Raw genomic sequence first — 25,119 nt, forward strand, 5'->3', positions numbered from 1 at the left:
CAGGAGACCCCATGACCGCAGACACGAACCGCCGCGACTTCCTGTCGCTCGCCGCCGCGACCGGTGCCGGCCTGGCCCTGAGCGGGCTGACCGGCCCGGCGACCGCCGCCACCGCCGCCCCGGTCGCCGTCGGCCGCGCCGCCTTCGGCCCGGTGCGCCAGATCGACGCCGGCCCGCTGAACATCGGCTACATCGACCTCGGTCCGCGCAACGGCACGCCGGTGATGCTGTTCCACGGCTGGCCTTACGACATCCACGGCTACGAGGACGTCGCGCCGATGCTGGCGTCGCAGGGCTTCCGCGTCATCGTGCCGCACCTGCGCGGCTACGGCACGACGCGTTTCCTCTCGGACGCCACGATGCGCTCGGCGCAGCAGACCGCGCTGGCGGCGGACGGCATCGCGCTGATGGACGCGCTGGGCATCCGCAAGGCCATCTTCGGCGGCTGCGACTGGGGAGCGCGCAATGCCTGCGTGATGGCCGCGCTGTGGCCCGAGCGTTGCCAGGCGCTGGTGTCGGTGAGCGGTTTCCTGGTGCTGGACCGGACGACCGCGCTGACGCCGCTGTCGCCGGCCGACGAGTTCACGTGGTGGTACCAGTACTACTTCGCCACCGAGCGCGGCCGCATCGGCTACGAGAAGAACCTGAAGGCCTTCGCCCGCTTCATCTGGCACCAGGCCTCGCCGAAGTGGAACTTCGACGACGCGACCTTCGAGCGCAGTGCCGCGAACCTGGTGAACCCGGACCATGTCGCGCTGGTGGTGCACAACTACCGCTCGCGCATCGGCGCGGCCGAGACCGACGCGCAGTACGAGCCGCTCGAGGTCCGGCTGGCGCAGGTGAAGACGGTGGCGATGCCCACGATCACGCTGGAGGGCGATGCCAACGGCGCGCCGCATCCGCCGGCGGCCGCCTACCGTTCGCGCTTCACCGGCAAGTACGAGCACCGCGCGCTGACTGGCGGCATCGGCCACAACCTGCCGCAGGAAGCGCCGGCCGACTTCGCCAAGGCCGTCGTCGACGTCGCGCAGTGGTGAGCCCCGAGCCCGCCGCCGCTGACTACACCCCTGCCTTCCATTCCACTTTCCGACTTCGAGGGATTTCTCCATGACCCGCACGATCGACAAGGTCCTCTACACCGGTTCCACGCGGACCACTGGCGGCCGCGACGGCACCGGCAAGTCCAGCGACGGCGCGCTCGATGTCCGGCTGAGCCTGCCGGGCTCGGGCGGTCCGGGCACCAACCCCGAGCAGCTGCTGGCCGTGGGCTGGTCGGCCTGCTTCATGGGCGCGATGCGCCGCGTGAAGACGGCCGAGCCGATCCGCGTGCCCGACGACGCGTCCATCGAGGCCGACATCTCGCTCGGCACGACCGCCGACGGCGGCTTCGCGCTGGCGGCGAAGCTGCACGTGGTGCTGCCCGGCCTGACCGAGGCGCAGAAGTGGGCGCTGGTGGACGGCGCGCATCAGATCTGCCCGTACTCGCTGGCGACGCGGGGGAACATCGAGGTGACGTTCACGGTGGCGTGAATGCCGGGGCCCGGCCGTGACGGCCACGTCGGCCGGCCGGGCTTCAGAGCTCGATGATCCCGCGCTTGAGCGCGATGGTGACCGCGTGGGTGCGGTCCTTCGCGGAGAGCTTGCCGAGGATGGTCCGCATGTGGACCTTCACCGTCTCCTCGGTCAGCGACAGGCTCTCGGCCACTTCCTTGTTGGCGTGGCCCAGCGCCACCAGGCGCAGCACCTGCGTCTCGCGCAGCGAGAGCGTGCGGCTGCCCGCGTGCTCCGCGATGGCGGCCTCGATCACCGCCGGCACCATCAGCTGCCCCGCATGCACGCCGCGGATGGTCTCGATCAGCTCGGTGCGCATCAGGCCCTTGAGCAGGTAGCCGCTCGCGCCGGCCTTCATCGCCCGCACCGCCTGGAAGTCGCCCGGGAAGGTGGTCAGGATCACCACTCGCGCCTGCGGGAACTCCCGGCGGATCGCCGTCATCGCCTCGATGCCGTCCATGTCGCGCATGCGCAGGTCCATCAGCGTGACGTCGGGCTGGTGCTGGCGGAAACGCGCCACCGCTTCCAGCCCGGTCGAGGCCTCGGCCACCAGGCGCATGTCGGGCTCGGCATCGATGACGGACGCGATGCCGCTGCGCATCAGCGCATGGTCATCGACGGCCATCACGGTGATGGCCGGGGAAGTGAGGGCGGGATCGATCACGCGGGCTCGGGTCGGAAGCGTCAGGGCCGAAGCGTAGCCGCAGCGGCCCCTCCCGCGCCTGCGCAAGGTCCCGCGCCCTCCCTCGAAAGAGTTAGCGCCCGGCGCGCGATCCCGTGCCTCGCGCGCTGATCGCCCGACCGTCCCCGACCGACGGCGCCGCCGCCAAGTTCTGATAGCGTTCCGGCCCGATGACGCCGCCCCGCCCGAAGCCCGTTACGACCCGCCGCGCCGAGCGTGCGGCGCGCGCCGTGCCGGCGTGGACGGCCTGGCTGCCGCCCGCCTTGCTGGCGGCTTGGCTGCTGGCCGGTGGCCGGCCGGCCTGGGCGCTGGACCGCACGCTGCACCTGCAGCAGTTCCATCACCACGCCTGGACCGCCGCCGACGGCGTGCCGATGGAAACCTGGGCGATGGCCCAGACCCCCGACGGCCTGCTCTGGATGGGCGGGCCGAACGGGCTGACCGCCTTCGACGGCGTGCGCTTCGAGCGCTTCCGGCCGAACCCGCCCGAGCTCTTCCCCTCCGCGGCGGTGGGGCGCCTGGTGGCGATGTCCAACGGCGATCTCTGGGCGGCCTTCTTCCCGCGCGGCCTGGTGCGGATCCGCGGCGGCCAGGTGTGGCGGGTGCCGGAGGACGAAGCCGTCGCCGCGGCGCGCATCCGCTTCATCGCCGAGGGCTCGGGCGGCACGGTCTGGGCGGGCAGCCCGACCGGCTTGTTCCGCTTCGACGGGACGAGCTGGACCCGCATCGGCCCCGAGCACGGCGTGCCGACGCGCGCGATCGACGGCGTGGTGGCCGATGGCCGCGGCACGGTGTGGGTGTGCGACGACGAGCGGCTGCTGGCGCTGCCGCAGGGGGAGACGCGCTTCCGTCCGGTCGGCGATTGCGCCGGCGCCGTCAGCCTGCAGGTGATCCGCGGCGAGATGTGGTTCGTCCACCCGCAGGAGATGCGCAAGGCGCCTGCCGTGTCGCAGGCGCCGCTCACCCGCGATCCCGTACTCGCGACGCGGCGCGGGTCGTCGACCATCGCCGATCGCGAGGGCAACCTGTGGACCGTGTACTGCCCGGCCGGGTTGTGCCGCCGTCGCCTGCCGTGGCCGCTGGAGGGCGACCGCGTGCCGCTGACCGGCGAGCCCGAGCGCATGGCCGCGCCGGAAGGGCTGTCGGGCGACTTCGGGATGATGATCCTGGAGGACGCCGAGGGCAGCCTCTGGGTGGCGACCAAGAGCGGGCTCGACCGCTTCCGCCGCTCGCCGCTGGTGCCGGCACCGATGCCGCGCGCGACCAGCAACTACGCGTTGTCGGCCGAGGCGGACGGCGCGGTGATGGTGTCGGCGTATTCGCCGGTGGCATCGTCGCTGTGGCGCATGGCCGGCCCGGCGGGCGAGGGCCAGCGCGAGGCCGGGCCGCAGGGGCAGATCACCGCGATGGGGCGCGACCGCGCCGGACGGCTGTGGATGGGGGGACCGAGCGGGCTGTGGCGCCGTGAGGGCGCGCGTTGGACGGAGGTGCCGCGGCCACCGGCGCTCGGGGAGCGCTGGATCAACGGCATCGTGCCGAGCGGGGACGGCGTGCTGGTGGCCTTCCAGCGGGCCGGCGTGCAGCGCTGGGAGGACGGCCGCTGGACGCCGCTGACGTTGCCGGGCGTGGCCGGCCCGATCGAGGCGGCCGTCGCCGCCTCCGCGGACGGGACGCTCTGGCTGGGCCTGCAGGGCAACCAGCTGTGGCGCTGGCGCGATGGCGAGGCCCGGCGTTTCGGGCCGGAAGAGGGCGTCGACGTCGGGGACGTGCGGCATGTCCACGCGGGGCGCAGGCGCTTGTTGATCGCCGGCGACTTCGGCGTGAGCCTGCTGCGCGGCGATCGTTTCATTCCGCTGGTCGCCGACGGCCAGGAGACGCTGGCCGGTGTGTCGGGCATCGTCGAGACGGCGAATGGCGACCTGTGGCTCAACGCGCGCAAGGGCGCGGTGCATGTGCGCCGCGAGGCGCTCGAGCGCTTCCTCGCCGATCCGCGCCAGCCGCTGGCGCTGGAGGTGCTGGACGCGCTCGACGGGTATCCCGGCAGCGCGACCTCGTTCTGGCCGCAGCCGAGCGTGGTCGAGGGCCGGGACGGCCGCTTGTGGTTCGCCGGCACGACCGGCGTCGCCTGGCTGGACCCGCTGCAGCCGCGCCGCAACACGGTGGCGCCGGTGGTGCGGATCACCGGGCTGCGCGCGGGCGGCGCGGAGTACCCGGTCGGCGCGCCGCTCGTGCTGCCGCGGCTCACGGACATGATGGAGCTGCGCTTCTCCGCTGCGAGCCTGGCGGTGCCCGAGCGGGTGCGCTTCCGATATCGGCTCGAGGGCGTGGACGCGCGCTGGCGCGAAGCGGGCGCGCGGCGCGAGACGGTCTACACCAGCCTGAGCCCGGGGCGTTACCGCTTCCGCGTGCTGGCACTCAACAACGACGGCCTGGCCGCGCGCGAGGAGGCGGTGCAGGAGATCGAGATTCCCGCCGCCTTCCACCAGACCCTGTGGTTCCGCGCGCTCTGCGTGGCGGCCGCGGCGGCGCTCGCCTGGGGGCTGCACCGGCTGCGGCTGCGGCAGGCCGCACGGCGCGCCCGCGAGCAGATGCGCACTCGCATGGCCGAGCGCGAGCGCATCGCCCGTGAGCTGCACGACACGCTGCTGCAGGGCGTGCAGGGGCTGATCCTGCGCGTCGAGGCGCACTCGGCGCAGCTGCCCACGGCGCATCCGGTGAGGGCGGCCATCGATGCCGACCTGGTGATGGCCGATGAGGTGCTCGACGAAAGCCGTCGCCGCGTGATGGCGCTGCGCGGCGCCGGCGAGACCGGGAGCAGCCTGCCGCGCGAGCTGGAGGACATCGCCGCGCAACTGGCGCGGGACTACGACGGCGAGTTCCATCTGGTGACGGTGGGCCGGGAGCGGCCGCTGCGGCCGGAGGTGAGGGACGAGCTGCGGCTGATCCTCGGCGAGGCGCTGCTGAACGCGTTCCGGCATGCGCATGCGGACCGCATCGCGATGAGCTGGCGCTTCGGCGGATGGTGGCTTCGGGTCACGCTGCGCGACGACGGCGCCGGCATGTCGCCCGCACTGGCGGCGCAGGGACGGCCGGGACACCTGGGGCTGGCCTCGATGCGCGAGCGGGCGAAGGGCCTGGGCGCGCGGCTGCGCATCACGAGCACGCCGGGCCGCGGGACGGTGGTCGCGCTGGTGATGCGGGCGTCCAAGGCATACGGCAATGAGGCGGCGCCGGCTTCACCGGCTGAAGGCGACGAACAGGCAGGCACCGCTCGAGCCTGAGATCGCCGCGCTCGCCCGTGCCTTCGGGTCCTGGCGCCTACACGTGCTGCCGGCACCGCAGCGTGCCGATCAGGAAGCTCTCCCGGCTGTCGTCGACCAGGATCGCCTTCGTCGTGGTGGCGATGTGGGTCGCGCCCCGCGCGGGCGTGATGACTTCCTCGTTGGTGCTTTCCTCGCGGGACCGCAGCACCACGTCGTCCTGCTGCCAGAAGACGTCGGCCTGTCGCTCGGGGAAGAAGTCGTAGTCGGACTTGCCGAGGAGGTCCTCGCGCGCCTGGCCGATGAGGCGGCAGAACGCCCGGTTGAGGAACACCCACCGATGCGCCTGGTCCTTGATGAAGATCGGGTCGGGCGACTGATCGAGGGCGTGGTACAGGAGATGGCGACCATCGCGAGCCTCCCAGGGCGGTGCCTCGGAGGCCATCAGGCGCATGACCTCGTTGAGGTGCAGCCGCGCCAGGCAGGAGGCGCCCTGGCGCTCATGCAGGCGGGCCAGCACGCGATGCACCGCGGCTTCCATCGGCACGAGTCCCGCCGCATGCGCCTGCTCCAGCAGTCGACCGGCGACCGTCAGCGCCGCGGCGTCGTCGGCGCGGGCCAGGCGCTCCAGCCATCCGATCAGCGAGCCGTCGACTTGCGGCGCAAGCAGCAGTGGCCGATTGGCCAGGAGCAGGGAGGCGGGCTGTTGCGGCGCGGCGCCCGGGCGGACGTTGTCCAGCATCCGCGGCGCGTCCGGCTCGCCGACGAAGCGATAGCCGCGCCGCGGCACGGTGACGAGCAGCCTCGCTCGCCTGCTGCTGTCGCCGATCGCCAGTCGCGCCTTCTGCACCGCCACCGAGATCACGGCTTCGCCGAGGTGCCGGTTGCGCCACACCTCGTCGAGCAGACGGGCTTTCGTGACGACCTGATGCCGCTGGCGAATCAGGTAGACCAGCAGGTCGAAAGGCAAGGGTTCGAGCGGCCGGAGATGGCCCTCGAGCAGGACTTGCCGCTGCGCGACACGTACCTCGCAGCGTCCGAAGACGAAGATCTCACCGCTCACGGACGTGGCCGGATGTTGGGATGCGCGATTGTCGAACGAACGTTGTCGCCGTCGCTACGTTCTGGCTGCTGCGGACCCATGGGTTTGAGGTTGGTGACGACGGCGTGAGAACGGAGTGATGAATCGGTTGTTCAAGCTTTGGAGTTCCTTTCGAACGGCCGCGCGGCGCTTGCGCAAACTGGGCGACGTCATCAGACATCCCCGAAACCAGCCGTACCAACGCACGTTCAACGAAGCACGCCCATGCAGACCGCACGCTCCCACGCCCCGCACACGAAGCACCTTTTCCTCACGACCGTCCTCTGCGCCGTCCTGGCCGCCTGCGGTGGCGGCGATGACGACGCCTCTCCCGCCACGCCGCCGGCACCGGACGCCCCGGTCGCACCGGCCGGACCCACCCTGGCCGCTTGCTTCAACCTGACGCCCGGCACGGCGTACACCATGACCGACCCCGATGGGGGAAGCACCTCCGGCAAGGTCCTCGTCGTGAACGAGAGCTTCGACGGGGCCGCCCGCAATGGCAGCGTGGAATTCGCTGGCGCCACCGACATCCGGAGCGCCGCGAGCTATTGGTCAGCGGAGACCAACGGCATTCGCTTCTGGGGTCTCGTCGAGTACGACGAGTCCGGCACGGCGCAGGCCAAGACCGTCCATTCCGCGGCCTTCCTGCTGCCGCTGACCTTGCAGGCCGGCCAATCGACGGTCCTGAAGTACACCGACACGGTGCAGCAGTTGACCGGCCCGCAGGCCGGGCAGACCGACACCGAAGCGCTGGAGGAAACCTGGACCTTCGAGGGCTTTGAAACCCTGACGCTGGCCGGCAAGACCTTCGCCGACACCTGCCGGATCAAGACCCAGACCGCCGCGGCGGGCGAGGATGGTCCGTCGACCTTGTGGTTCGCGAAGGGCTTCGGCGTGATTCGCGTGCGACACACCAACAGCGCCGGCCAAGTGGTCGAGGAATCGTCGCTGAACGCGGTCACCGCGCAGCCCTGAGCGTGGCGCCGTGATGGCGGCACCTGAGGCGACTTGGCAGTCCAAGCCTCAGGTGCCATGCCGCGGACGCCGGCGGTGGCGGACGTGACTTGGACAGCTGCGATCGCGTCTTCACGCGCGCTTGATCAGTCGTCGACCCGGGCTTCATCTCTTCGGACTTCTTTACCCATTCGCGACCGTATCCACCGGCATTCCTGTCCGCTGGTTCACGGGAGGGGACGTTGACTGGCCGTGGGGCCATCGGCCTCTCTTCTCAACGAATCGGAATGGAAGGATCGATATGAAGCTCAATGCTCGACTGCTGGCCGTCTCTGCGCTGATGGCGGTGTGCAGCGCAAGCTTCGCGCAGTCCACGGCCACGACCGTGCAGCGCGACGTCAATCAACAGCGCCGCATCGAAGACGGATTGAAGAGCGGCGAATTGACCGTGCAGGAAGCCGGCAAGCTCGAACGCGAGGAAGGCCGCATCGACAAGCTGCAATCGCGGGAGCTGAAGGATGGGCATCTGTCGGACGCGGAGCGCGCTCGCCTGCGAGCCGCGCAGAACCGGGCCAGCGCCGACATCAACCGGCTCGAGAGCAATGGCCAGGTGGCTTCTCCGAATTCCCGATCGGCCAAGCGCATGGAGGCCGACGTGCAGCACAACATCAACCAGCAGCGGCGCATCGAGTCGGGACTGCAGGACGGCTCACTGTCTCGCCGGGAGGTGGGGCAGCTGGAGCGCGGACAAGCGGAAGTCAGCCACAAGGAAGCGGTCGCGGCGCACAACGGGCACATCGCGCGCGGCGAGCAGATCGCGGTGAATCGGGCGGAGAAGCATCAGAGTGCTCGGATTCATCGTGAGCGGATGGAGGCGGGTGGCGCGAACTGAGCGAGGAGCGCCGCACGGACCGCGGCGGCCAAGGACGTCAAATGGCCGTGATCTGACTCCGTGCGGCAGCACCGTTGATGTAGAAGAGGACCTGTCCGTCGTCCGAGTCCTTGGCATGCATCTGGGTCACCTGGTCCGTCACGTTGTAATGTGCGTGGATGACGTACGACATGTCGCCTTCGAAGTTGTGTCCAAGGAGATCCAGCACATTGGTGTTATAGGTCACCGTCCACTTCTTGCTCTCTCCAACCTGTTGCCGATCCTGTGTCGTGTGGAATGTCCGACCCGATGACACCGTCACGTTTTGGGCGTTGATGTCATTGATCAGCTCGGTTTCATTGGCTGGCATTCGATGCTTGTTGTTGGACTGCAGGACGCGCTGGACCGGCGCGAGACCTGCGGCGGGCCCTAGCGCCCAGCCGTATTTGTGCCGCGAATAGCTGTCCGCCATTCGTTGTATCTGCAGCTGAATGGCCGTCGTTGGCAGGGCGTCTGTGGCGTATGGAACCTGACGCGGTCGGTCCCCGGCTCGCCGTTGTGCCAGCGCGGCAGGGGCCCCGCACCGAGTGGACGAATCCCTGAGGTGATTGGACATGGGAGAACTCCTGCGGGGTGGATGGGAGCGGGCAAGGATTGAGGTAACTGTTCTGGACCAGCATGAAGGCCTGACAGGCCACGGTCCATCGGAATTTCGCTGAATCCGGAGCGCTGGAGTGCTGATCGATTGTCAGATCCGCAGCGCCGATGCGAATGGATATTCGGAGCCCGTTCGCCTGATCGTTCTGGATGCCATGATGGCGAGCGATCGCCAGTCATCGAGGCGCCACGGAAATATCGCTTCGGCGACCGCGCTTCGGATATGTCGCGAGAGCAGATCTACCAACGCCAGCACCATGACCGACATCTCGAATCTCCATAACGTCGACGACTTGCTGCGCGCGCTCGACGCCGGTGCCAGGCCGAAATACGTGCTCTTCTGGGGGCATCAGCCCAACGCCGATGGCTCCATCGGTAAAGGCTGCTTCAGCCAATGGTTCGAAGCGAGCTTCGAGGTGGAAGGCCAGCGCTATCTGACCGCCGAGCATTTCATGATGGCCGAGAAGGCCCGCCTCTTCGATGACGTGGAGACCCGTGCCGGCATCCTGGCAGCCCGAACACCTGCGGAGGCGAAGAAGCTGGGGCGAGGCGTGCAGGGCTTCGACGAAGCGCTTTGGGAACAGGCGCGTTTTGACATCGTCGTGCGTGCCAACGAGGCCAAGTTCTCGCAGAACCGGGTACTGCGGGAGTACCTGCTCACCACGGGCGACCGCGTGCTTGTCGAGGCCAGTCCCGTTGACCGCATCTGGGGGATCGGCCTGGCAGCGAACGACGAACGAGCGTTGGATCCGCGCGCGTGGTGCGGCCTGAACCTGCTGGGTTTCGCCCTGATGGAAGTGCGGGCGCGGTTGGCGTCTAACCGCAGGCCCGCAACCGCCGGACGAGACTGAGCCAGCGAACGGCCTCGCGTCGGCATCCAGTTCCCCGCTTCATCCCCCCATTTCTGCAGTCTGTCGCCCCCCGCTGGGGGCGGGCCGGGGCCGGTTGATATGGTGTGCTACATCAGCAACACACCGGCGCTCCGGCGCCTCGCGTCATGCACAGCTGGAACGATCAAGCGCCGATCTATCAGCAGCTCGCCGACCGCCTCGCGTCGCAGCTGCTGGACGGCGATCCCCCCGAGGGCGAGGCGCTGCCATCCGTGCGCGCGCTCGCCAGCCAGTACCTCATCAATCCGTTGACCGTCAGCCGCGCGCTGCAGGCCCTCGTGGACGAGGGCCTGGTCGAGAGCCGCCGCGGCCTGGGCATGTACGTCCGCGACGGCGCCCGCGTCCGGTTGCTGCGCAGCGAGCGCGAGCAGTTCCTCCAGGAGGAATGGCCCCGCCTGCGGGAGAAACTTCGCCGCCTGGGCCTCCGCCCCCAGGACCTGAATTGGGAGGACGCATGAAGACGCTCATCGAGGCCAGCCACCTGAGCCTCCACTACGGCCGCAAGGCGGCCCTGCAGGACCTGACCTTCTCCATCCCGGCGGGCCGCGTCGTCGGCCTGCTCGGCCACAACGGCGCCGGCAAGACCACGCTGATGAAGACGCTGGTCGGCCTGAAGCAGCCCACCGGCCAGCTCCGCGTGCTGGGCCTGGACCCGCATGCGGACCGCGCCCGGCTGCTGACCTCGCTCTGCTACATCCCCGACGTCGCCGTCCTGCCCAGCTGGGCGCGGGTGTCGGAACTGATCCGCCTGATGGCCGGCCTGCAGCCGCGCTTCTCCACCGAGCGCGCGCGCCAGCTGCTGCGCCGCACCTCCGTCGGCGAGAACGACAAGGTCAAGCACCTGTCCAAGGGCATGGTCACCCAGCTGCACCTGGCACTGGTCGCGGCCATCGACGCGAAGCTCATGATCCTGGACGAGCCCACGCTCGGCCTGGACGTGATGTCGCGCAAGAGCTTCTACGAGATGCTCATCGACGAGTGGTGCGACGGCGAGCGCTCCGTGCTGATCTCCACCCATCAGGTGGAGGAGGTCGAGTCGCTGCTGTCGGACGTGATCATGCTGGACGAGGGCCGGCTGGTGCTGGACATCTCGCTGGCGGAGATGGACGAGCGCTTCGTCGCGCTGTCGCACGATCCGGAGGCCGCGGAGGCCGTCGCGGCCAACCACCCGCTGCTGCGCTACCGCGTGCAGGGCCGGCCGGCCGCGCTGTTCGACGGCGTCGCGCCGGACTCGGTCGCCCACCTGGGGCAGCGCGTCCGCCCCAGCCTCGTGGACCTGTTCATGGCCCTGACCCGCAAGCCCGAGATCCAGGCGCGCACGCCGGAATCGGCCTGACCCGCGACCCCTCCTCAAGGACATCCCATGACGCTCTTCAACACGCTGCTGCTGCGCGAGTGGCTGCAATACAAGCGCGCCTGGCTCGGCCTGGTGCTGGCGCCCATCCTGGTGCTGCTGGCGCTGGTGCCGTTCAGCCAGGTCGACGGCATCGACGTGCCCAGTCCGGAGCCGGTCGCGCTGATCGCCGGCCTGCTGACGGTCGCGCTGGTGCTGACCCTGGCCATGGCCGTCTCCGGCTACCAGCTGCTGGGCCTGGCCCGGCGCGACCAGCAGGACCGCTCGATCGAGTTCTGGTCCTCGCTGCCCGGCAGCCATGCGGCGAGCCTGGGCGCGCCGATCGTCGCGCACGGCGTGCTGATGCCGGCGGTCGCCGTGCTGCTTGGCGTCGCCGGTGGCGTGGTCGTCGGCTCGGCGATGGCGTTCAAGGAGTTCGGCCTCTCGGCGCTGCAGCAGACGCAGTGGGCCGCGCTGTTCCAGGCCACGCTCTGGCTGAGCCTGCGGCTGGTCGTCGGCGTGGTGCTGGCGTCGCTGTGGATCGCGCCGATCGCGCTGGCGCTGATGGCCGCCTCGGCCTGGCTCCGGCGCTGGGGAGCGCCGCTGCTGGTGATCGGCGTGGGCGCCTTCCTCAAGATCTACAAGGACGAGCCCGTCGCCCAGACGCTGAAGCAGCTGCTCAAGACGCAGATGGAAGGCGTCGCCAGCGCCTGGGTGCAGAGTGGCACCCGGCTGGTCGAGTCCAACGGCGACGGGCGGCTCGACATGCAGGACTTCTTCGACATGCTGTTCCGCTTCCCCGACTTCGCCCGCGAAGGCCTGCCGCAGGTCCTGCATGCGGCGCTGCATCCGCAGTTCTTCGGCGGGCTGGCGCTGGCCGGCGTGTGCTTCTGGCTGCTGGTGCTGCAGCGCAAGCGCAGTCTCTGATCCGCGGCGCCGGGCGCGCTCGAGGGGCCCCGCCAGCGCGCGGGGCTTCTTTCATCCGACGGTCGGGAACGGGCTGACGCCGATGAGCGCGCGGTGCAGTCCAGCCACGAACACGATCCAGACCACGACGCCGATCGCCACCACGATGGCGGTTCCGCGCGCCGTGCCGGCCGGCGGGCGCGGCTCGGCCCGACGACGCGCCGAGCGGAAGTCCAGGACCGCCCAGACCAGGAAGGCGCCGAACAGCACGAGGTCCGCGACGGTGTTGTTGGCCAGCAGGTGACCCAGGGCCCAGAGCTTCACCGCCAGCACCATCGGGTGTCCCAGCCTGGCCTTGAGGTGGTTGCGCGGCACGTAGGCGGCCGCCAGCAGGATCAGCGATCCCAGCATCAGCAGCCCCGCCAGGTGATTCATGCCGCGCGGCGTCGCCCAGAGCGGATGCGGATTCAGCCGTGCCTGGCCATACCCCCAGAGGATGAGCAGCAGGCCGACGAGGGAGACGGCGGTGTAGCTGAGCTTCCAGCGGCGCTCGCCCCAGGCGGCGAGGCGGGCGTCGCGCCAAGCCGGCGCGACGATGCGGACCGAATGCGGTCCGAGGAACAGGATCAATCCGAGGATCAGTGCCCACATGGTGAAGTCGCTCCTTGTCGGCGCGGACTATGCCCGCGCCGGGAGCGGCTCACCAGTGCGGTCCGGATCAAGAGACCGTTGTCGGTGGCGGGGCGAATGCGGGCGGGACGGGGGCCGCGGGCGAGGCCCGGACCTGGCGCAGGTCGCCTTCGGCATGGTCGAGCCAGGCCAGCGCGGCCAGCAGCGCCAGCAGGGCGACGGCGATGCCGAGCGCGCGCAGCAGGACGCGGCGCCAGCGGTGATCGGACGCGGGGCGCGGCGCGGGTACGTGCGCGCCGCCGAGGCGGGCGGGGGCTTTCATGGCGGAACTCCAGCGAGGCTTGCCGCCGGGCTCAGGGCAACACGGCGCCCAGACCCCACAGCAGCGCCGGATAAACCGCGCCCCAGGCGACCGCGAGGATCGCGACGGCCTTCATGCCGAGGAAGATCGGCGGGACATGCTTGGCTGTGACGGATGGCTTCGACATGGTGCGCTCCTGGAGCTGTCAGCTCATGTCGTGCAAACGGCGTGCCAACTTGCGCCGTTGACTGTCGAATGCGTCAAAAACACAGCGTTACGCGGGCTTGACGAGCAGGACATGCCCGTCCGTGATCGACGTCACGGTGGTCACTTCCCGTCACGTGGCCCGTCCCGCGTTCGCGTCGGCCCTCAGGCGCTCCGGTCCACCCGCAGCGCCAGCAGCACGGAGGTGTGCGTCTTGATCACGCCTTCGATCTCGCCGATCTCGTCCAGCAGCGCGTCCAGACGCGCGGTGCTGTCGGCGCGCAGCGTGGCCATGTAGTCGAACTCCCCGCTGACGGACGCCAGCTGGCGCAGCTCCGGCAGCCGGGAGAGCCGCTTCACGACTTCCCGCCCCGCGCGCGGCTGCACGGTGATGCCGACGAAGGCCTGTACGCCCCGCTCGACTGCCTCGCCGCCCAGCCGCACCGTGTAGCCGGCGATCAGGCCCTCCGCCTCCAGCCGCGCCAGCCGCGCCACCACCGTGGTGCGTGCCACGCCCAATTGGCGGGCGAGGTCGGCGGTGCTCGCGCGCGCATTGGCCTGCAGCAGCGCGATCAGCTCGCGGTCGGTCTGGTCGCGCAGCGTCGCCGGCGTGGCGGGTGAGGGCGACGACGCGCTCTTCTTCGCGTTCATGAGGGCCTCGGCGAATCGTGATGGAGTGCTCGGGATAAACCCTTGTTTTCGCCGGAATGAATGATCTTGCCGACGAATCGTCAGCATAGAGGCGTTTTTCGTCGAAGTCGCGCTTTCTTTCGTCAGCAGAGGTTCCGACACTGCGGCCATCGCATCTCTCCGGCGTGCTGCGCGCGCCGGGACCTCTTCTTCCAGGATCACAAGGAGCACGACATGAAAGTGGCATTGCTGGGCGCCGGACACATCGGCCAGACGATCGCGCGACTGCTGCAGGGCAGCGGCGACTACCAGGTCACCGTGATGGACAAGAACGCCGCGGCGCTCAAGCACCTGGCCGGCCAGGGCCTGGCGACCAAGGCCGTCGACACCGAGGACAAAGGCCAGCTCGCCGCCGCGCTGCGCGGCAATGATGTCGTCGTCAACGCGCTGCCGTACCACCTGGCGATCACCGCCGCGCACATGGCGCTGGAAGCCGGCTGCCACTACTTCGACCTGACCGAGGACGTGGCCGCCACCAAGGAGATCAAGCGCATCGCCCAAGGCGCCAAGACCGCGTTCATGCCGCAATGCGGCCTCGCCCCCGGCTTCATCGGCATCGTCGCGCACCACCTGGCCAAGCGCTTCGATTCGCTGCAGGACGTGAAGATGCGCGTCGGCGCGCTGCCCGCCTTCCCCACCAATGCGCTGAAGTACAACCTGACCTGGTCGGTCGACGGCCTCATCAACGAGTACTGCCATCCCTGCGAGGCCATCCACGACGGCGCCGCGATCTCCGCGCTGCCGCTCGAGGGCCTGGAGCACTTCTCGCTCGACGGCGTCGAGTACGAGGCCTTCAACACCTCCGGCGGCCTGGGCACGCTGTGCGAGACCTGGGAGAACAAGGTCCGCAACCTGGACTACAAGACCGTCCGCTATCCGGGTCACCGCGACCTGATGATGTTCCTGCTCGACGACCTGGCGCTGAAGAACGACCAGGAGAAGCTCAAGGACATCATGCGCAAGAGCATGCCCGCCACGATGCAGGACGTGGTCCTGGTGTTCGTGACGGTCTCGGGCATGAAGAACGGCGTGCTGATGCAGGAGGTCTTCGCCCGCAAGATCTTCGCCGAGCGCGATGGCGAGCAGCCGCTGTCGGCCATCCAGATCACCACCGCCGCCGGCATCTGCGCCGCGGTCGACCTGTTCCGCGAAGGCAAGCTGCCGCAGTCCGGATTCATCCGCCAGGAAGAGGTCGCGCTGCCGGACTTCCTCGCCAACCGCTTCGGCAAGGCCTATCAGCAGTCGCGCCAGGTCGAATCGATCGGCTGAAGGAGAATCCCGCGATGACTACCACCACCGACCTGCTGGCCGCCCTGGGCGTGCCGAGCGCCGCCTTCACCGGCGGCTCCATGACCGTCCGCAGCCCGATCGACGGCGCGGTGATCGGCGCGGTCCACGAGGCCAAGGCCGCCGACATGACCGCCGCGATCGCCAAGGCGCAGCAGGCCTTCCTGGCCTGGCGCACCGTGCCGGCGCCCAAGCGCGGCGAGCTGGTCCGCCTGTTCGGCGAGGAACTGCGCGCCAACAAGGCCGCGCTGGCGCGCCTGGTGTCGCTGGAAGCCGGCAAGGTGACCAGCGAGGGCGAAGGCGAAGTGCAGGAGATGATCGACATCTGCGACTTCGCCGTCGGCCTGTCGCGCCAGCTGCATGGCCTGACCATCGCCAGCGAGCGCCCCGGCCACCGCATGATGGAGCAGTACCTGCCGCTGGGCGTGGTGGGCATCATCTCGGCCTTCAACTTCCCGGTCGCGGTGTGGGCGTGGAACTCGGCGCTGGCGCTGGTCTGCGGCGACACCTGCGTGTGGAAGCCCAGCGAGAAGACCCCGCTGACGGCGCTCGCGACGCAGGCCCTGTTCGAGCAGGCCGTCGCCCGCTATCAGGGCGCGCCGGCGCATCTGTCGCAGGTCCTCATCGGCGGCGCGGCGGTCGGCGAGGCGCTGGTCGACGACACGCGCGTCGCGCTGGTCTCGGCCACCGGCTCGACCCGCATGGGCCGCGCGGTCGGTCCGCGTGTCGCGGCGCGCTTCGGCCGCTGCCTGCTCGAGCTGGGCGGCAACAACGCGATCATCGTGACCCCGAGCGCCGACCTGGACCTGGCCGTGCGCGGCATCCTGTTCGGCGCCTACGGCACCGCCGGCCAGCGCTGCACGACGACGCGCCGCGTCATCGCGCACGAGTCCATCCATGACGAGCTCGTCACCCGCCTGGACCGCGCCCGCGCGCAGCTCAAGATCGGCAGCCCGGTCGAGCCCGGCAACCTGATCGGCCCGCTGATCGACCAGGGCGCCTTCGACGCGATGCAGGCGGCGCTGAAGGCCGCGCGCGAGCAGGGCGGCGAAGTCAGCGGTGGCGAGCGCGCGCTGGCGTCGCAGTATCCGGAGGCGTTCTATGCGGTGCCGGCGCTGGTCCGCATGCCGGCGCAGACGGACATCGTCAAGCACGAGACCTTCGCGCCCATCCTGTACACGCTGAAGTACAAGACGCTGGACGAAGCGATCGCGCTGCAGAACGACGTGCCGCAGGGCCTGTCCTCGGCGATCTTCACCAACGACATCCGCGAGGCCGAGACCTTCGTCAGCGCCAGCGGCTCCGATTGCGGCATCGCCAACGTGAACATCGGCACCTCGGGCGCGGAGATCGGCGGCGCCTTCGGCGGCGAGAAGGAGACCGGCGGCGGGCGCGAGTCCGGCTCGGACGCGTGGAAGGCCTACATGCGCCGCACCACCAACACCGTCAACTACTCGCGCGAGCTGCCGCTGGCGCAGGGCGTGAAGTTCGATGTCTGAGCGCGCGGGAGAACTGAAGGCGCAGAACGCGCTGAGCCTGCGCGTGGCCGAGGCCGCCGGCAGCGGCGTCTTCGCGCTGCTGCGCGGTGCGCTGGGCCTGGACGCGGCGCAGGCCGCGTTCGAGCGGCTGCATGTCGTGCCCGGTCTGTTGAAGGCGGCAGGGGAGCGCGTCTCCCGCGCGGAGCTGGCGCAGGCGCTGAACATGGCGCTGTTCCTCGACGTCACGCAGCGCGTGCCGATGGCGGCGGCCTATGTCGCCGACCTGCAGCGCGAAGGCCTGCAACTGGTGTTCGACCATGGCGCGCTGCGCACGGTGGCGTGGCCGAGCGGCGCGCTGCCGCCCGGCGAGGCCGCCATCACGCGCGTGCTGCGTCCGCTGGGCTTCACGATGGCGGCGACCTATCCGCTGCCGCGGCTGAAGATGACCGGTCGCGCCTGGCGCCATGCCGACTTCCCCGAGGACATCGCGCAGTTCTTCGTGTCCGAGCTGCATCCGGAGCGCTTCTCCGGCAGCTTCCAGGGCGCGGTGACGCGCGTGCTGTCGACCTCCCGGGATCCCTTGACGCCGGCCGACCTGGCGGTGCTGGAGCAACTGGCGCGTGACGGCGACCTGCCGATGGCGGCGGCGGGCGCGCTGCTGCCCCGGCTGGTGGGCTGCTTCGCGCGCCAGCATGGGCTGTTCGAGGCGGACGACTATCAGGCGCTGCTGGCCGAGTCCGCCGAGATGGCCTGGATCGCGACCGAGGGCAACGCGTTCAACCACGCGACCGATCGCGTGGCCGACATCGACGCCGTCGTCGCGGCGCAGCGCGCGCTGGAGCGACCGGTGAAGGACACGATCGAGACCTCCGCGACCGGGCGCGTGCGCCAGACCGCGTTCAAGGCGGCGCGGGTGATGCGCGAGTTCCTCGACCGCGGCCAGCGCGTGATGCTGGAGGTGCCGGGCAGCTTCCATGAATTCATCCAGCGCGCGCCGCTGGACGAGTCCGGTGCGCTGGACCTGGCCTTCGACGCGGGCAACGCGACCGGCATCTTCAAGATGACGGCCAGCGCGGCAACCGACGCGGACACCGCGGGCGAGGCGGCTTCGTGCTGAGCGGAACGTCGGACTTGCCGCAAGCCGCCGGTGCCTGCGGCCAACTGACGGGCTTCCTCGCGGAAGCCCGCGCCGTTTGCGGCGAGGCCTTCGTGCAGGACGGCGCGGCGATCGAGCCGCGCTACCTGCAGCCAGCGCGTTATGCGGCGGGGCAGGCGGCGGCGCTGGTGCGCCCGGGCCGCCGGGACGAGGCGGCGCGTGTGCTCGCGCTGGCGGCGGCCTGCGGGCTGCGGGTGGTGGTGCAGGGCGCGCATACCGGCCTGGTCCGCGCGGGCACGCCGGATGACGCGCAGGGCGAGGTGCTGCTCAGCACCGAGCGGCTGCGCGAGGTCTTCGAGCTCGACCTGCTGGACCGCACGCTGCGGGTGTCGTCGGGGTATCGGCTGTCGGAGATCAACGAGCGCCTGGAGCCGCACGGGTTGTGGTTCCCGGTGGACCTCAGCGCCGATCCCTCGATCGGCGGCATGGTCGCGCACAACACCGGCGGCACGCGCATGCTGCGCTACGGCGACGTGCGCGCGAACACGCTCGCGCTGGAGGTGGTGCTGGCGGAGCCGGCGGGGCAGGTCGTGCGCTTCGGACAGGGCCTGCAGAAGGACAACTCGGCGCTCGCGATGGGGCAGCTGTTCATCGGGTCCTCGGGCAGCCTGGGGCTGGTGAGCGAGGTCACGATCAAGCTGTCGCCGCTGCCGCGTCAGCGTGCGGTGGCGCTGGTGGCCCCGTCATCGCTCGACGAGGTGTTCCCGCTGTACGCCGAGGTCATGCAGCGCTGGGGCGGGCTGGTATCGGCCTTCGAAGGCATCAGCCGCGCGGCGCTCGAGGCCGGCCTGCACGACCAGGACGTGGCACGCTGGTTCGACGGGCAGTTGCCGGACTACGCGATGCTGATCGAGCTCAGCAGCGAATTGCCGGCCGAGCAACTCGCGCTGGGCGGGTTGCTGCAGGGCTGGCTCGAGCAGGAGTTCGAGACCGGGCGGGTGCGCGATGCCGTGCTCGACGCCGACGAGGCGATCTGGGGCCTGCGTCATCGCATCAGCGAAGGGCTGCGCGCGCAGGGCAAGGTGATCGGCCTGGATCTCTCGCTGCCGCGGCGGCACTTCATGCGCTTTCGCGCGCGCGGGGCGGAGTGGCTGGCGCAGCGCTTCCCGCAGCTGCGCCTGGCGGACTTCGGCCACCTGGGCGACGGCGGCATGCACTTCAACATGGTGTGGCCGGTGGACGCTGGCGAGTGGACCGCTGAACAGGAACTGGCCCTGCGCGATGGGCTGTACGCGCTGGTGGCGGAGTTGGGGGGCTCGATCAGCGCGGAGCACGGGGTGGGGCCGCAGCTGCAGGCGGCGTACCGGGCGCATTGGATGCGGGTGGAACCCGGCGTGCTGGATTGGGCGCGGCGCGTACAGATGTTGTGGGATCCGCACGCTCGAATGGGAAAAGTGGATTGGGGCGGCTGAACTGCTTGTCAGTTTCCAAAACCGTGCTACAGTCCAATTCTTCGCTACAACGCAGTTGACGCGAAGACAAATCCTGAAAGCCCAGGTGGCGGAATTGGTAGACGCACTAGTTTCAGGTACTAGCGGGTAACTCCGTGGAGGTTCGAGTCCTCTCCTGGGCACCAAATCTAAAAAGCCGGCCATGAGCCGGCTTTTCTCATTCTTCCGCCCAGGAAGTGATGTCCAGTGGACATCACGGGAGGACTCGAATGGTTTGGACCGTTGGTCCAAACCGGGGTCGCGCGAAGCGTGACCGAGTCCTCTCCGCGATCAGCGCTGCTCGCGCCTGAATGCGGCCCCCCAGAATCGCGGGCAGTCCCTTCCCGCTGCGCCCCCTCCGATATGGCACAGTCAGGCGAGTTTTCCCCACCGCCATGCCGCCACCGAAACCCGCCACCATCATCGACGTCGCTCGCGAAGCTGGCGTTTCCATCAAGACGGTTTCCCGGGTGCTGAACCAGGAGCCGGGTGTCCACTCCGAAACCCGCGAGGCGGTGCTCAAGGTCGTGGCCGACCTCAAGTACCGTCCCAAGCAATCCGCCCGCAGCCTGGCGGGCGGGCGCTCCTTCCTGATCGGCCTGCTGTACTACGACCCCTCGGCGGCCTTCGTTGGCGGTGTTCAGCAGGGCGCGACGCTGCGCTGCCGCGAGGCTGGCTACCACCTCGTGGTCGAATCCCTCCACAACGACGCGCCCGACCTGGCGATGCAGGTCGACCGCATGGTGTCGGCGCTGCGGCCGGACGGGATGATCCTGACCCCGCCGCTGTGCGACAACCCGCAGGTGCTGTCCGCGCTGCGCGAGAGCCACACGCCATGCGTGCTGATCTCGCCCGCGGCTGACGAGCCCGACCATCCCAGCGTCCGCATGGACGACGTGCATGCGGCCGAGGAGATCACCAACCTGCTGATCAGCCTCGGCCACACGCGGATCGCGATCATCAAGGGTGCGAAGGACCAGGTCGCGTCCAAGCGCCGCTACCAGGGCTACCTGGCGGCGCTGAAGGCGCACCGGATCGCGCTGGACAAGGACCTGGTGGTGCAGGGCGACTTCACCTTCGACGCGGGCGTTGAAGCCGCCTACCAGCTGCTGAGCCGGCGCCAACGCCCGACGGCCGTGTTCGCGAGCAACGACGACATGGCGCTGGGCGTGCTGGCCGCGGCGCAGCGGCTGGGCCTGTCGGTGCCGGGCGACCTCTCGATCGCGGGCTTCGACGACACGCCGGCGGCGGCGCGCGTCTGGCCGCCGCTGACCACGGTGCGCCAGCCGATGGACGACATGGCGCGCGCCGCGGTCGACCTGCTGATCGGCGCGCCGCGCGACGCCGATGCCGCGACGCCCGCCAAGCTCAAGCACCACGTGCTGCCGCACGAGTTGGTCGTGCGCGATTCCACCGCCGTGCTGGGCGCCAAGGCGGCGCCGCGCGCGAAGAAGTCCGGCTGAGCGCCCGGAGGACCCGCCGCCCGATCAGGCGGCTCGCTGATCCGCGCGCGCGAGGATCTGCTCGATCAAGGTCCGATGCGGCGGCAGGTCCCGGAGCGCATGCGCCCCCAGCTGCGCGATCGCCGCGAATTCCCGCCGCGCTTCCTCGCCGCGATGGAGCGGCGCCATCCACGCGCCGGGCTCGGTCTTGAATTCCATGCCGTAGAGCACGTACTGCCAGCTCGCGGGCAGGTACATCTCGACGTCGGTGATGAAGTCCAGCCGCTGCGGCGGCCGGCAGCGCCACATCGCCAGCTTTTCCTTCAGCGAATCGGTGAATGACGCCGGATCCGCGTTGTCGCGCCAGAACGCGGTATCGGTGCGCTGCGTCAGGCCGTAATGCAGCTTGATGAAGTCGACGATGCGCTCATAACGCGCCTTCATGAACGCGTTGAAGTGGCGCGCGACCGGCGCGGTGTCGCCGTTGAACGGGAACAGCTGGCCGATCAGGTAGGCGGCGGTCTCGATCAGCCCGATGCCGGACGATTCCAGCGGCTCCAGGAAGCCGCCCGCCAGGCCCACCGCGACGCAGTTCTTCACCCAGTGCGTCTCGCGATAACCGATGTCCAGCGTGAGCCGCCGCGGCGTCAGTCCGTCGGACGCCGGGCCGATGTAGCGGCGCAGCACCCGCTCGGCATCGGCGTCGTCGCAATGGCGGCTGCTGTAGACATGCCCGATGCCGCGGCGCTCCTGCAGGCCGATGTCCCAGATCCAGCCGCTCTCCTGCGCGCTCGCGATCGTGTACGAGGCGATCGGCGCCTCGGGCCGCGCGTACGGCACCTGCATCGCCAGCGCACGGTCGACGAAGAGCACGTCGCGCATCGAGCGGAACGGCGAGCCCAGCGCCTCGCCGATGAGCCGGGCGCGGAAGCCGCTGCAATCGATGTAGAGCCCGGCCGTCAGCGTGCCGGCCTCGCGGGTGTGCACCGCGGCGATCGCCCCCTGTTCATCGAGGTCGACGCGATCCACCGTCGCGATCACGCGTCGCACGCCCAGGGCCTGGCCGTGCGTGGCGAGCAAGGTCGCGAAGCGGCCCGCGTCGAAGTGATACGCATGGTTCAGCGGCCCGAGGTAGTCGCCGTCGGCGGCCCGCTTCGGTCCATGCCGCGCGTCGGCGACGGCCTTCTGCAGCGTGACCGCCTCGGCGAACGCGCGCGTCGACCCGGCCTCGCCGGCGAGCCAGTACGGCAGCAGCTCCGGCGCGCCGGGACGCTGGCTGGGCTGGCTGAACGGATGGAAGTAGTGATCGGCGCCGGGCGTGCCGGGCGGCCGCACCCAGTGGTCGAAGCGGATGCCCTGCTTGTAGGTGGCCGAGCAGGCCTGGAGGAACTCCGCCTCGCCGATGCCGATCGCCGACAGCGTCCCGCGGATCGACGGGAAGGTCCCCTCGCCGACGCCGATGATGCCGATGTCGCTGGACTCGACCAGCGTGATGCGCACCCCGCCTTGCGAGGTGCCCAACTGCCGCGCGAGGAAGGCGGCGGTCAGCCAGCCGGCCGTGCCGCCGCCGACGATGAGGATGTCCTGGATCGGGGTCATGAAGGTCTCCGGGTCGTTGTGGTGTGTGGACGACAACCCCGTATCCATGGGGGTCCTGGGCGTCACGGGTCTTCGTAGGCGGACTACGGGTAAATGATAGGGTCCAAGATGACAACGATGTCAATCCACCCGTTGACAGCGTTGTCATCGCCCTCCTACGATGTATCGAAACTACAAGAACAACCCCGGATCAGAGCTTCACCTCGAGAGTCCACAGGAGACAACAACATGACCGACCGCCTCATCCGCCGGCCGCGCCTTGGCCTGGCTTCGCCCATTCAGATCGCCGTGCTGGCCCTGCTCGCCAGCGCCGCGCACGCCCAGTCCGCCGAGGCGCCCGCGCCGCAGGCCGAGACCTCTTCCACCGCTTCCACCGCCGCGACCGCTTCCGCCGACGGCAAGGACAGCAAGGCGCTGCCGCAGGTCGTGGTGACCGCGACCAAGCGCTCGACCTCGCTGCAGAAGACCCCGATTGCAGTGACAGCGATCAGCGCCTCGACGATCGAGGACAACCACGTCAAGAGCATGCTCGACGTGTTCAACCTCGTGCCCAGCATGCAGGGCACCGGGCAGGGCGACCACGGCATCGTCAGCATCACGCTGCGCGGCATCGGCAACGACTCGGCCAAGACCGAGTACGCCGACCCCGAAGTGGCGCTGTTCGTCGACGGCGTCTTCGCGCCGCGCCCCGAAGGCGCCGCCACGATGCTGTTCGACCTCGACGGCATCGAGGTCCTGCGCGGTCCGCAGGGCACGCTGTGGGGCCGCAACTCCACCGTCGGCACCATCAACATGAAGACGGCCAAGCCGGTGCTGAAGGACAGCTCCGGCTACCTGGAGGTCGGCACCGGCAGCTACAACCGCCTGGGCGCGAAGGGCGCCGTCAACATCCCGCTGAGCGACACGCTCGCGGCGCGCGTGGCCTTCATCCACGAGCAGCACGACGGCTACGTCGACTACCAGAAGCCCACGCAGTACACGCTGGCGCAGCAGCAGGCGGCCTACAACGCGGGCAACACGGCCGGCAACTTCCCGGCCTTCCAGCCGATCAACTACAACCTGTTCGTCACCGGCGGCCCGAAGTACAACGCCCAGGACCAGACCGCCGCGCGCCTGAGCTTCCTCTGGCAGCCGGTCAAGACCTTCCGCTGGGACCTGTCGCTGGAGCAGTTCGCCGACCGCGGCACGCCGGCGATGAGCCTGATGCAGACGCCGCGCGCCGGCGAGAAGCTGTGGTCCGCGCTGATCGACACCGCGCCCTCGCTCAAGCGGGACTCCACCTCGATCCGCAGCCGCATGGAATACGACATGGGCGGCATGGCGCTGGCCTACGTCGCGGGCTACACCAGCTTCAAGGGCTCGGGCACCTACGACCAGGACTTCGGCGTGAACATGCCGACCAGCTTCACCACCGGCGCGACGCACCAGGAAGACAACACTGTCTGGACGCGCTACCGCAGCCAGAGCCATGAACTGACGCTGCAGAGCACGCAGAAGCAGACCATCGACTGGGTGCTGGGCCTGTACTACGCGGCCGAGGACAACGGCATCCGCTTCGACATCCCGATCATGAACGGCACCCAGCAGGGCACCGTCAGCTGGCAGGGCTCGTTCATCCAGCCCAAGGAGACCGTCGATTCCAAGGCCGCCTTCGGCCAGGCGACCTGGAACCTGACCGATGCGCTGCACCTCACCGGCGGCCTGCGCTACACCCATGACGACCGCAAGAACATCGGCGGCCGCGGCTGGTTCTGGGCCGGCAACGCCGCCGCGCCGCAGATCCCGCTGAACCCGACGATCGACCCGACCGATCCGGCCAACGGCTACAGCGCCGGCAACATCAACGATGCCCACTACAAGGGCAGCAAGACCACCTGGCTGGCGCGCGCGACCTACGACCTGAGCAAGGACGCGATGGCCTACGCCAGCGTGTCGACCGGCTACAAGTCCGGCGGCACCGGCGACGGCGGCCTGCCCTACGGGCCGGAGACGCTGACCAACTACGAGGTCGGCTACAAGACCTCGCTGCTGGACGGTCGCATGACCTTCAACATCAGCGCGTACCACATGAAGTTCAAGGACTTCCAGTTCAGCGCGCCGGTGATCGTCAACGGCAACCGCCAGTTCGCCTACTCCAACGCCGAGGGCGCCAAGGTCTCCGGCCTGGAGATCGAGACCGCCTGGATGATCACCAACGACGACAAGCTGCAGCTGTCCGCGTCGTACACCAAGACCAAGCTGGGCCAGCTGGTGGCGGCGTCCAACGACTACCAGCTGCCGGTCTGCACCGAGCCGAACCTGACCGGCAACTGCCTGAACGTCACCGGCAACGAGCTGCCGCATGCGCCCAAGGTGGCGATCCAGCTGATGTACGAGCATGTGTTCCCGCTCGCCAATGGCGATCAGGTCGCGCCGCGCATCAGCTACCACTACCAATCGGCGAACTGGCTGTCGGTCTTCAACCTCGGCGACGGCGATCGCCAGAAGGCCTACTCGACCGCCGACATCGCGGTGCGCTACTCGTCGAAGAAGAACTGGTACGTCGACGCCTTCGTGCGCAACGTCTCGGACGAGAAGATCAAGACCAGCGCCGGCAGCTCGGGCAGCTTCGCCAATCCGATCTGGACCGCGCAGTACGCCGCGCCGCGCACCTTCGGCCTGAACGCGGGCTACAACTTCTGAGCCCTCGGGCCCAGTCGTTTCCGTCCGCCGCG

23 protein-coding genes and 1 tRNA gene are annotated in these 25,119 nt (G+C 69.6%); 16 read left to right on the forward strand and 8 right to left on the reverse strand.

The features are described 5' to 3' along the window. The first annotated feature begins 11 nt into the window (after positions 1–11). A complete protein-coding gene (locus ACTJKJ_RS21095) occupies positions 12–1,037 on the forward strand; it encodes an alpha/beta fold hydrolase (RefSeq protein WP_297386542.1) in 1,026 nt (341 codons plus the stop codon). A gap of 70 nt (positions 1,038–1,107) precedes the next feature. Next, positions 1,108–1,530: an organic hydroperoxide resistance protein gene (locus ACTJKJ_RS21100; RefSeq protein ID WP_297386539.1), complete on the forward strand. Its 423-nt coding sequence runs from the start codon at positions 1,108–1,110 to the stop codon at positions 1,528–1,530. A 43-nt stretch (positions 1,531–1,573) separates the two neighbouring features. Here the strand turns inward: ACTJKJ_RS21100 and ACTJKJ_RS21105 are convergent, their stop codons facing one another. Continuing rightward, the gene (locus tag ACTJKJ_RS21105; protein ID WP_321170207.1) at positions 1,574–2,215 is read right to left on the reverse strand and encodes a response regulator transcription factor; all 642 of its coding nucleotides are present in this window, start codon (positions 2,213–2,215) and stop codon (positions 1,574–1,576) included. Positions 2,216–2,403: 188 nt separating this feature from the next. On the opposite strand from ACTJKJ_RS21105, the gene ACTJKJ_RS21110 reads away from it, so the two are divergent. Then, entirely contained in the window at positions 2,404–5,514 is a 3,111-nt protein-coding gene (locus ACTJKJ_RS21110) for a sensor histidine kinase (protein WP_440821837.1), read from the forward strand. Between the two features lie 37 nt (positions 5,515–5,551). Here the strand turns inward: ACTJKJ_RS21110 and ACTJKJ_RS21115 are convergent, their stop codons facing one another. Next, positions 5,552–6,556: a PAS domain-containing protein gene (locus ACTJKJ_RS21115; protein WP_440821839.1), complete on the reverse strand. Its 1,005-nt coding sequence runs from the start codon at positions 6,554–6,556 to the stop codon at positions 5,552–5,554. 243 nt (positions 6,557–6,799) lie between these two features. On the opposite strand from ACTJKJ_RS21115, the gene ACTJKJ_RS21120 reads away from it, so the two are divergent. Then, positions 6,800–7,552 (forward strand): hypothetical protein, encoded by a 753-nt coding sequence (locus ACTJKJ_RS21120; protein ID WP_440821841.1) that lies wholly within the window; start codon positions 6,800–6,802, stop codon positions 7,550–7,552. A gap of 280 nt (positions 7,553–7,832) precedes the next feature. Next, positions 7,833–8,423, forward strand: a complete 591-nt coding sequence (locus tag ACTJKJ_RS21125; RefSeq protein ID WP_297386528.1) for a hypothetical protein — start codon at positions 7,833–7,835, stop codon at positions 8,421–8,423. Positions 8,424–8,460: 37 nt separating this feature from the next. Here ACTJKJ_RS21125 and ACTJKJ_RS21130 read toward each other — a convergent pair whose 3' ends face one another. Next, the gene (locus tag ACTJKJ_RS21130; protein WP_297386526.1) at positions 8,461–8,874 is read right to left on the reverse strand and encodes a hypothetical protein; all 414 of its coding nucleotides are present in this window, start codon (positions 8,872–8,874) and stop codon (positions 8,461–8,463) included. A gap of 442 nt (positions 8,875–9,316) precedes the next feature. Between ACTJKJ_RS21130 and ACTJKJ_RS21135 the strand changes: the two genes are divergently transcribed. The 4 genes from ACTJKJ_RS21135 (at position 9,317) to ACTJKJ_RS21150 (ending at position 12,209) form a co-directional block, all read left to right on the forward strand. Beyond that, entirely contained in the window at positions 9,317–9,910 is a 594-nt protein-coding gene (locus ACTJKJ_RS21135) for an NADAR family protein (RefSeq protein WP_440821908.1), read from the forward strand. Between the two features lie 146 nt (positions 9,911–10,056). Beyond that, entirely contained in the window at positions 10,057–10,407 is a 351-nt protein-coding gene (locus ACTJKJ_RS21140) for a GntR family transcriptional regulator (protein WP_091731914.1), read from the forward strand. Then, entirely contained in the window at positions 10,404–11,285 is an 882-nt protein-coding gene (locus tag ACTJKJ_RS21145; RefSeq protein WP_297386854.1) for an ABC transporter ATP-binding protein, read from the forward strand. Before ACTJKJ_RS21140 ends, ACTJKJ_RS21145 begins: the two co-directional genes overlap by 4 nt. 27 nt (positions 11,286–11,312) lie before the next feature. Next, complete coding sequence (locus tag ACTJKJ_RS21150; protein WP_440821843.1) at positions 11,313–12,209, forward strand: hypothetical protein; 897 nt, start codon at positions 11,313–11,315, stop codon at positions 12,207–12,209. A 51-nt stretch (positions 12,210–12,260) separates the two neighbouring features. On the opposite strand, the gene ACTJKJ_RS21155 is transcribed toward ACTJKJ_RS21150, so the two are convergent. From ACTJKJ_RS21155 to ACTJKJ_RS21170, 4 genes are all read right to left on the reverse strand, one after another. Further along, the gene (locus ACTJKJ_RS21155) at positions 12,261–12,839 is read right to left on the reverse strand and encodes an NnrU family protein (RefSeq protein ID WP_440821845.1); all 579 of its coding nucleotides are present in this window, start codon (positions 12,837–12,839) and stop codon (positions 12,261–12,263) included. A 67-nt stretch (positions 12,840–12,906) separates the two neighbouring features. Then, positions 12,907–13,140 (reverse strand): hypothetical protein, encoded by a 234-nt coding sequence (locus ACTJKJ_RS21160; RefSeq protein ID WP_440821847.1) that lies wholly within the window; start codon positions 13,138–13,140, stop codon positions 12,907–12,909. Between the two features lie 31 nt (positions 13,141–13,171). Continuing rightward, on the reverse strand, positions 13,172–13,306 hold the full coding sequence (locus ACTJKJ_RS21165) for a hypothetical protein (protein ID WP_255488915.1): 135 nt from the start codon (positions 13,304–13,306) through the stop codon (positions 13,172–13,174). A 182-nt stretch (positions 13,307–13,488) separates the two neighbouring features. Then, the gene (locus ACTJKJ_RS21170; protein WP_440821849.1) at positions 13,489–13,974 is read right to left on the reverse strand and encodes an Lrp/AsnC family transcriptional regulator; all 486 of its coding nucleotides are present in this window, start codon (positions 13,972–13,974) and stop codon (positions 13,489–13,491) included. Between the two features lie 213 nt (positions 13,975–14,187). On the opposite strand from ACTJKJ_RS21170, the gene ACTJKJ_RS21175 reads away from it, so the two are divergent. The 6 genes from ACTJKJ_RS21175 to ACTJKJ_RS21200 all read left to right on the forward strand — a co-directional run bounded on the left by ACTJKJ_RS21175 (position 14,188) and on the right by ACTJKJ_RS21200 (position 20,827). Next, positions 14,188–15,282, forward strand: a complete 1,095-nt coding sequence (locus ACTJKJ_RS21175) for a saccharopine dehydrogenase NADP-binding domain-containing protein (protein ID WP_440821851.1) — start codon at positions 14,188–14,190, stop codon at positions 15,280–15,282. A gap of 14 nt (positions 15,283–15,296) precedes the next feature. Continuing rightward, a complete protein-coding gene (amaB, locus tag ACTJKJ_RS21180) occupies positions 15,297–16,799 on the forward strand; it encodes an L-piperidine-6-carboxylate dehydrogenase (RefSeq protein WP_440821853.1) in 1,503 nt (500 codons plus the stop codon). 127 nt (positions 16,800–16,926) lie between these two features. Next, on the forward strand, positions 16,927–17,895 hold the full coding sequence (locus ACTJKJ_RS21185; RefSeq protein WP_440821910.1) for a 2-oxoadipate dioxygenase/decarboxylase family protein: 969 nt from the start codon (positions 16,927–16,929) through the stop codon (positions 17,893–17,895). A 14-nt stretch (positions 17,896–17,909) separates the two neighbouring features. Beyond that, positions 17,910–19,346, forward strand: a complete 1,437-nt coding sequence (locus ACTJKJ_RS21190) for an FAD-binding oxidoreductase (RefSeq protein WP_440821855.1) — start codon at positions 17,910–17,912, stop codon at positions 19,344–19,346. Between the two features lie 79 nt (positions 19,347–19,425). Next, positions 19,426–19,510 (forward strand) — tRNA-Leu (locus ACTJKJ_RS21195). A gap of 249 nt (positions 19,511–19,759) precedes the next feature. Continuing rightward, the gene (locus ACTJKJ_RS21200) at positions 19,760–20,827 is read left to right on the forward strand and encodes a LacI family DNA-binding transcriptional regulator (protein ID WP_183493534.1); all 1,068 of its coding nucleotides are present in this window, start codon (positions 19,760–19,762) and stop codon (positions 20,825–20,827) included. A gap of 24 nt (positions 20,828–20,851) precedes the next feature. Here ACTJKJ_RS21200 and ACTJKJ_RS21205 read toward each other — a convergent pair whose 3' ends face one another. Beyond that, positions 20,852–22,405 (reverse strand): tryptophan halogenase family protein, encoded by a 1,554-nt coding sequence (locus ACTJKJ_RS21205; protein ID WP_440821858.1) that lies wholly within the window; start codon positions 22,403–22,405, stop codon positions 20,852–20,854. A 228-nt stretch (positions 22,406–22,633) separates the two neighbouring features. Between ACTJKJ_RS21205 and ACTJKJ_RS21210 the strand changes: the two genes are divergently transcribed. Next, positions 22,634–25,087 carry a TonB-dependent receptor gene (locus ACTJKJ_RS21210; RefSeq protein ID WP_440821860.1) on the forward strand — a complete coding sequence of 818 codons (2,454 nt, stop codon included), beginning with the start codon at positions 22,634–22,636 and terminating at the stop codon, positions 25,085–25,087. The last annotated feature ends 32 nt before the right edge of the window (positions 25,088–25,119 follow it).

This window comes from Roseateles sp. 22389 (assembly GCF_052044995.1).
In the GTDB taxonomy this organism is placed as follows: Bacteria; Pseudomonadota; Gammaproteobacteria; order Burkholderiales; family Burkholderiaceae_C; genus Roseateles.

Bases quoted from the DNA above. Each gene is read 5' to 3' on its own strand.
- ACTJKJ_RS21120 (WP_440821841.1), top strand. From the start codon at position 6,800: ATGCAGACCGCACGCTCCCACGCCCCGCACACGAAGCACCTTTTCCTC.
- ACTJKJ_RS21200 (WP_183493534.1), top strand. From the start codon at position 19,760: ATGCCGCCACCGAAACCCGCCACCATCATCGACGTCGCTCGCGAAGCT.
- ACTJKJ_RS21135 (WP_440821908.1), top strand. From the start codon at position 9,317: ATGACCGACATCTCGAATCTCCATAACGTCGACGACTTGCTGCGCGCG.
- ACTJKJ_RS21205 (WP_440821858.1), bottom strand. From the start codon at position 22,405: ATGACCCCGATCCAGGACATCCTCATCGTCGGCGGCGGCACGGCCGGC.
- ACTJKJ_RS21210 (WP_440821860.1), top strand. From the start codon at position 22,634: ATGACCGACCGCCTCATCCGCCGGCCGCGCCTTGGCCTGGCTTCGCCC.
- ACTJKJ_RS21175 (WP_440821851.1), top strand. From the start codon at position 14,188: ATGAAAGTGGCATTGCTGGGCGCCGGACACATCGGCCAGACGATCGCG.
- ACTJKJ_RS21095 (WP_297386542.1), top strand. From the start codon at position 12: ATGACCGCAGACACGAACCGCCGCGACTTCCTGTCGCTCGCCGCCGCG.
- ACTJKJ_RS21150 (WP_440821843.1), top strand. From the start codon at position 11,313: ATGACGCTCTTCAACACGCTGCTGCTGCGCGAGTGGCTGCAATACAAG.
- ACTJKJ_RS21165 (WP_255488915.1), bottom strand. From the start codon at position 13,306: ATGTCGAAGCCATCCGTCACAGCCAAGCATGTCCCGCCGATCTTCCTC.
- ACTJKJ_RS21155 (WP_440821845.1), bottom strand. From the start codon at position 12,839: ATGTGGGCACTGATCCTCGGATTGATCCTGTTCCTCGGACCGCATTCG.
- ACTJKJ_RS21140 (WP_091731914.1), top strand. From the start codon at position 10,057: ATGCACAGCTGGAACGATCAAGCGCCGATCTATCAGCAGCTCGCCGAC.
- ACTJKJ_RS21100 (WP_297386539.1), top strand. From the start codon at position 1,108: ATGACCCGCACGATCGACAAGGTCCTCTACACCGGTTCCACGCGGACC.
- ACTJKJ_RS21130 (WP_297386526.1), bottom strand. From the start codon at position 8,874: ATGGCGGACAGCTATTCGCGGCACAAATACGGCTGGGCGCTAGGGCCC.
- ACTJKJ_RS21170 (WP_440821849.1), bottom strand. From the start codon at position 13,974: ATGAACGCGAAGAAGAGCGCGTCGTCGCCCTCACCCGCCACGCCGGCG.
- ACTJKJ_RS21125 (WP_297386528.1), top strand. From the start codon at position 7,833: ATGAAGCTCAATGCTCGACTGCTGGCCGTCTCTGCGCTGATGGCGGTG.
- ACTJKJ_RS21145 (WP_297386854.1), top strand. From the start codon at position 10,404: ATGAAGACGCTCATCGAGGCCAGCCACCTGAGCCTCCACTACGGCCGC.
- ACTJKJ_RS21110 (WP_440821837.1), top strand. From the start codon at position 2,404: ATGACGCCGCCCCGCCCGAAGCCCGTTACGACCCGCCGCGCCGAGCGT.
- ACTJKJ_RS21160 (WP_440821847.1), bottom strand. From the start codon at position 13,140: ATGAAAGCCCCCGCCCGCCTCGGCGGCGCGCACGTACCCGCGCCGCGC.
- amaB (WP_440821853.1), top strand. From the start codon at position 15,297: ATGACTACCACCACCGACCTGCTGGCCGCCCTGGGCGTGCCGAGCGCC.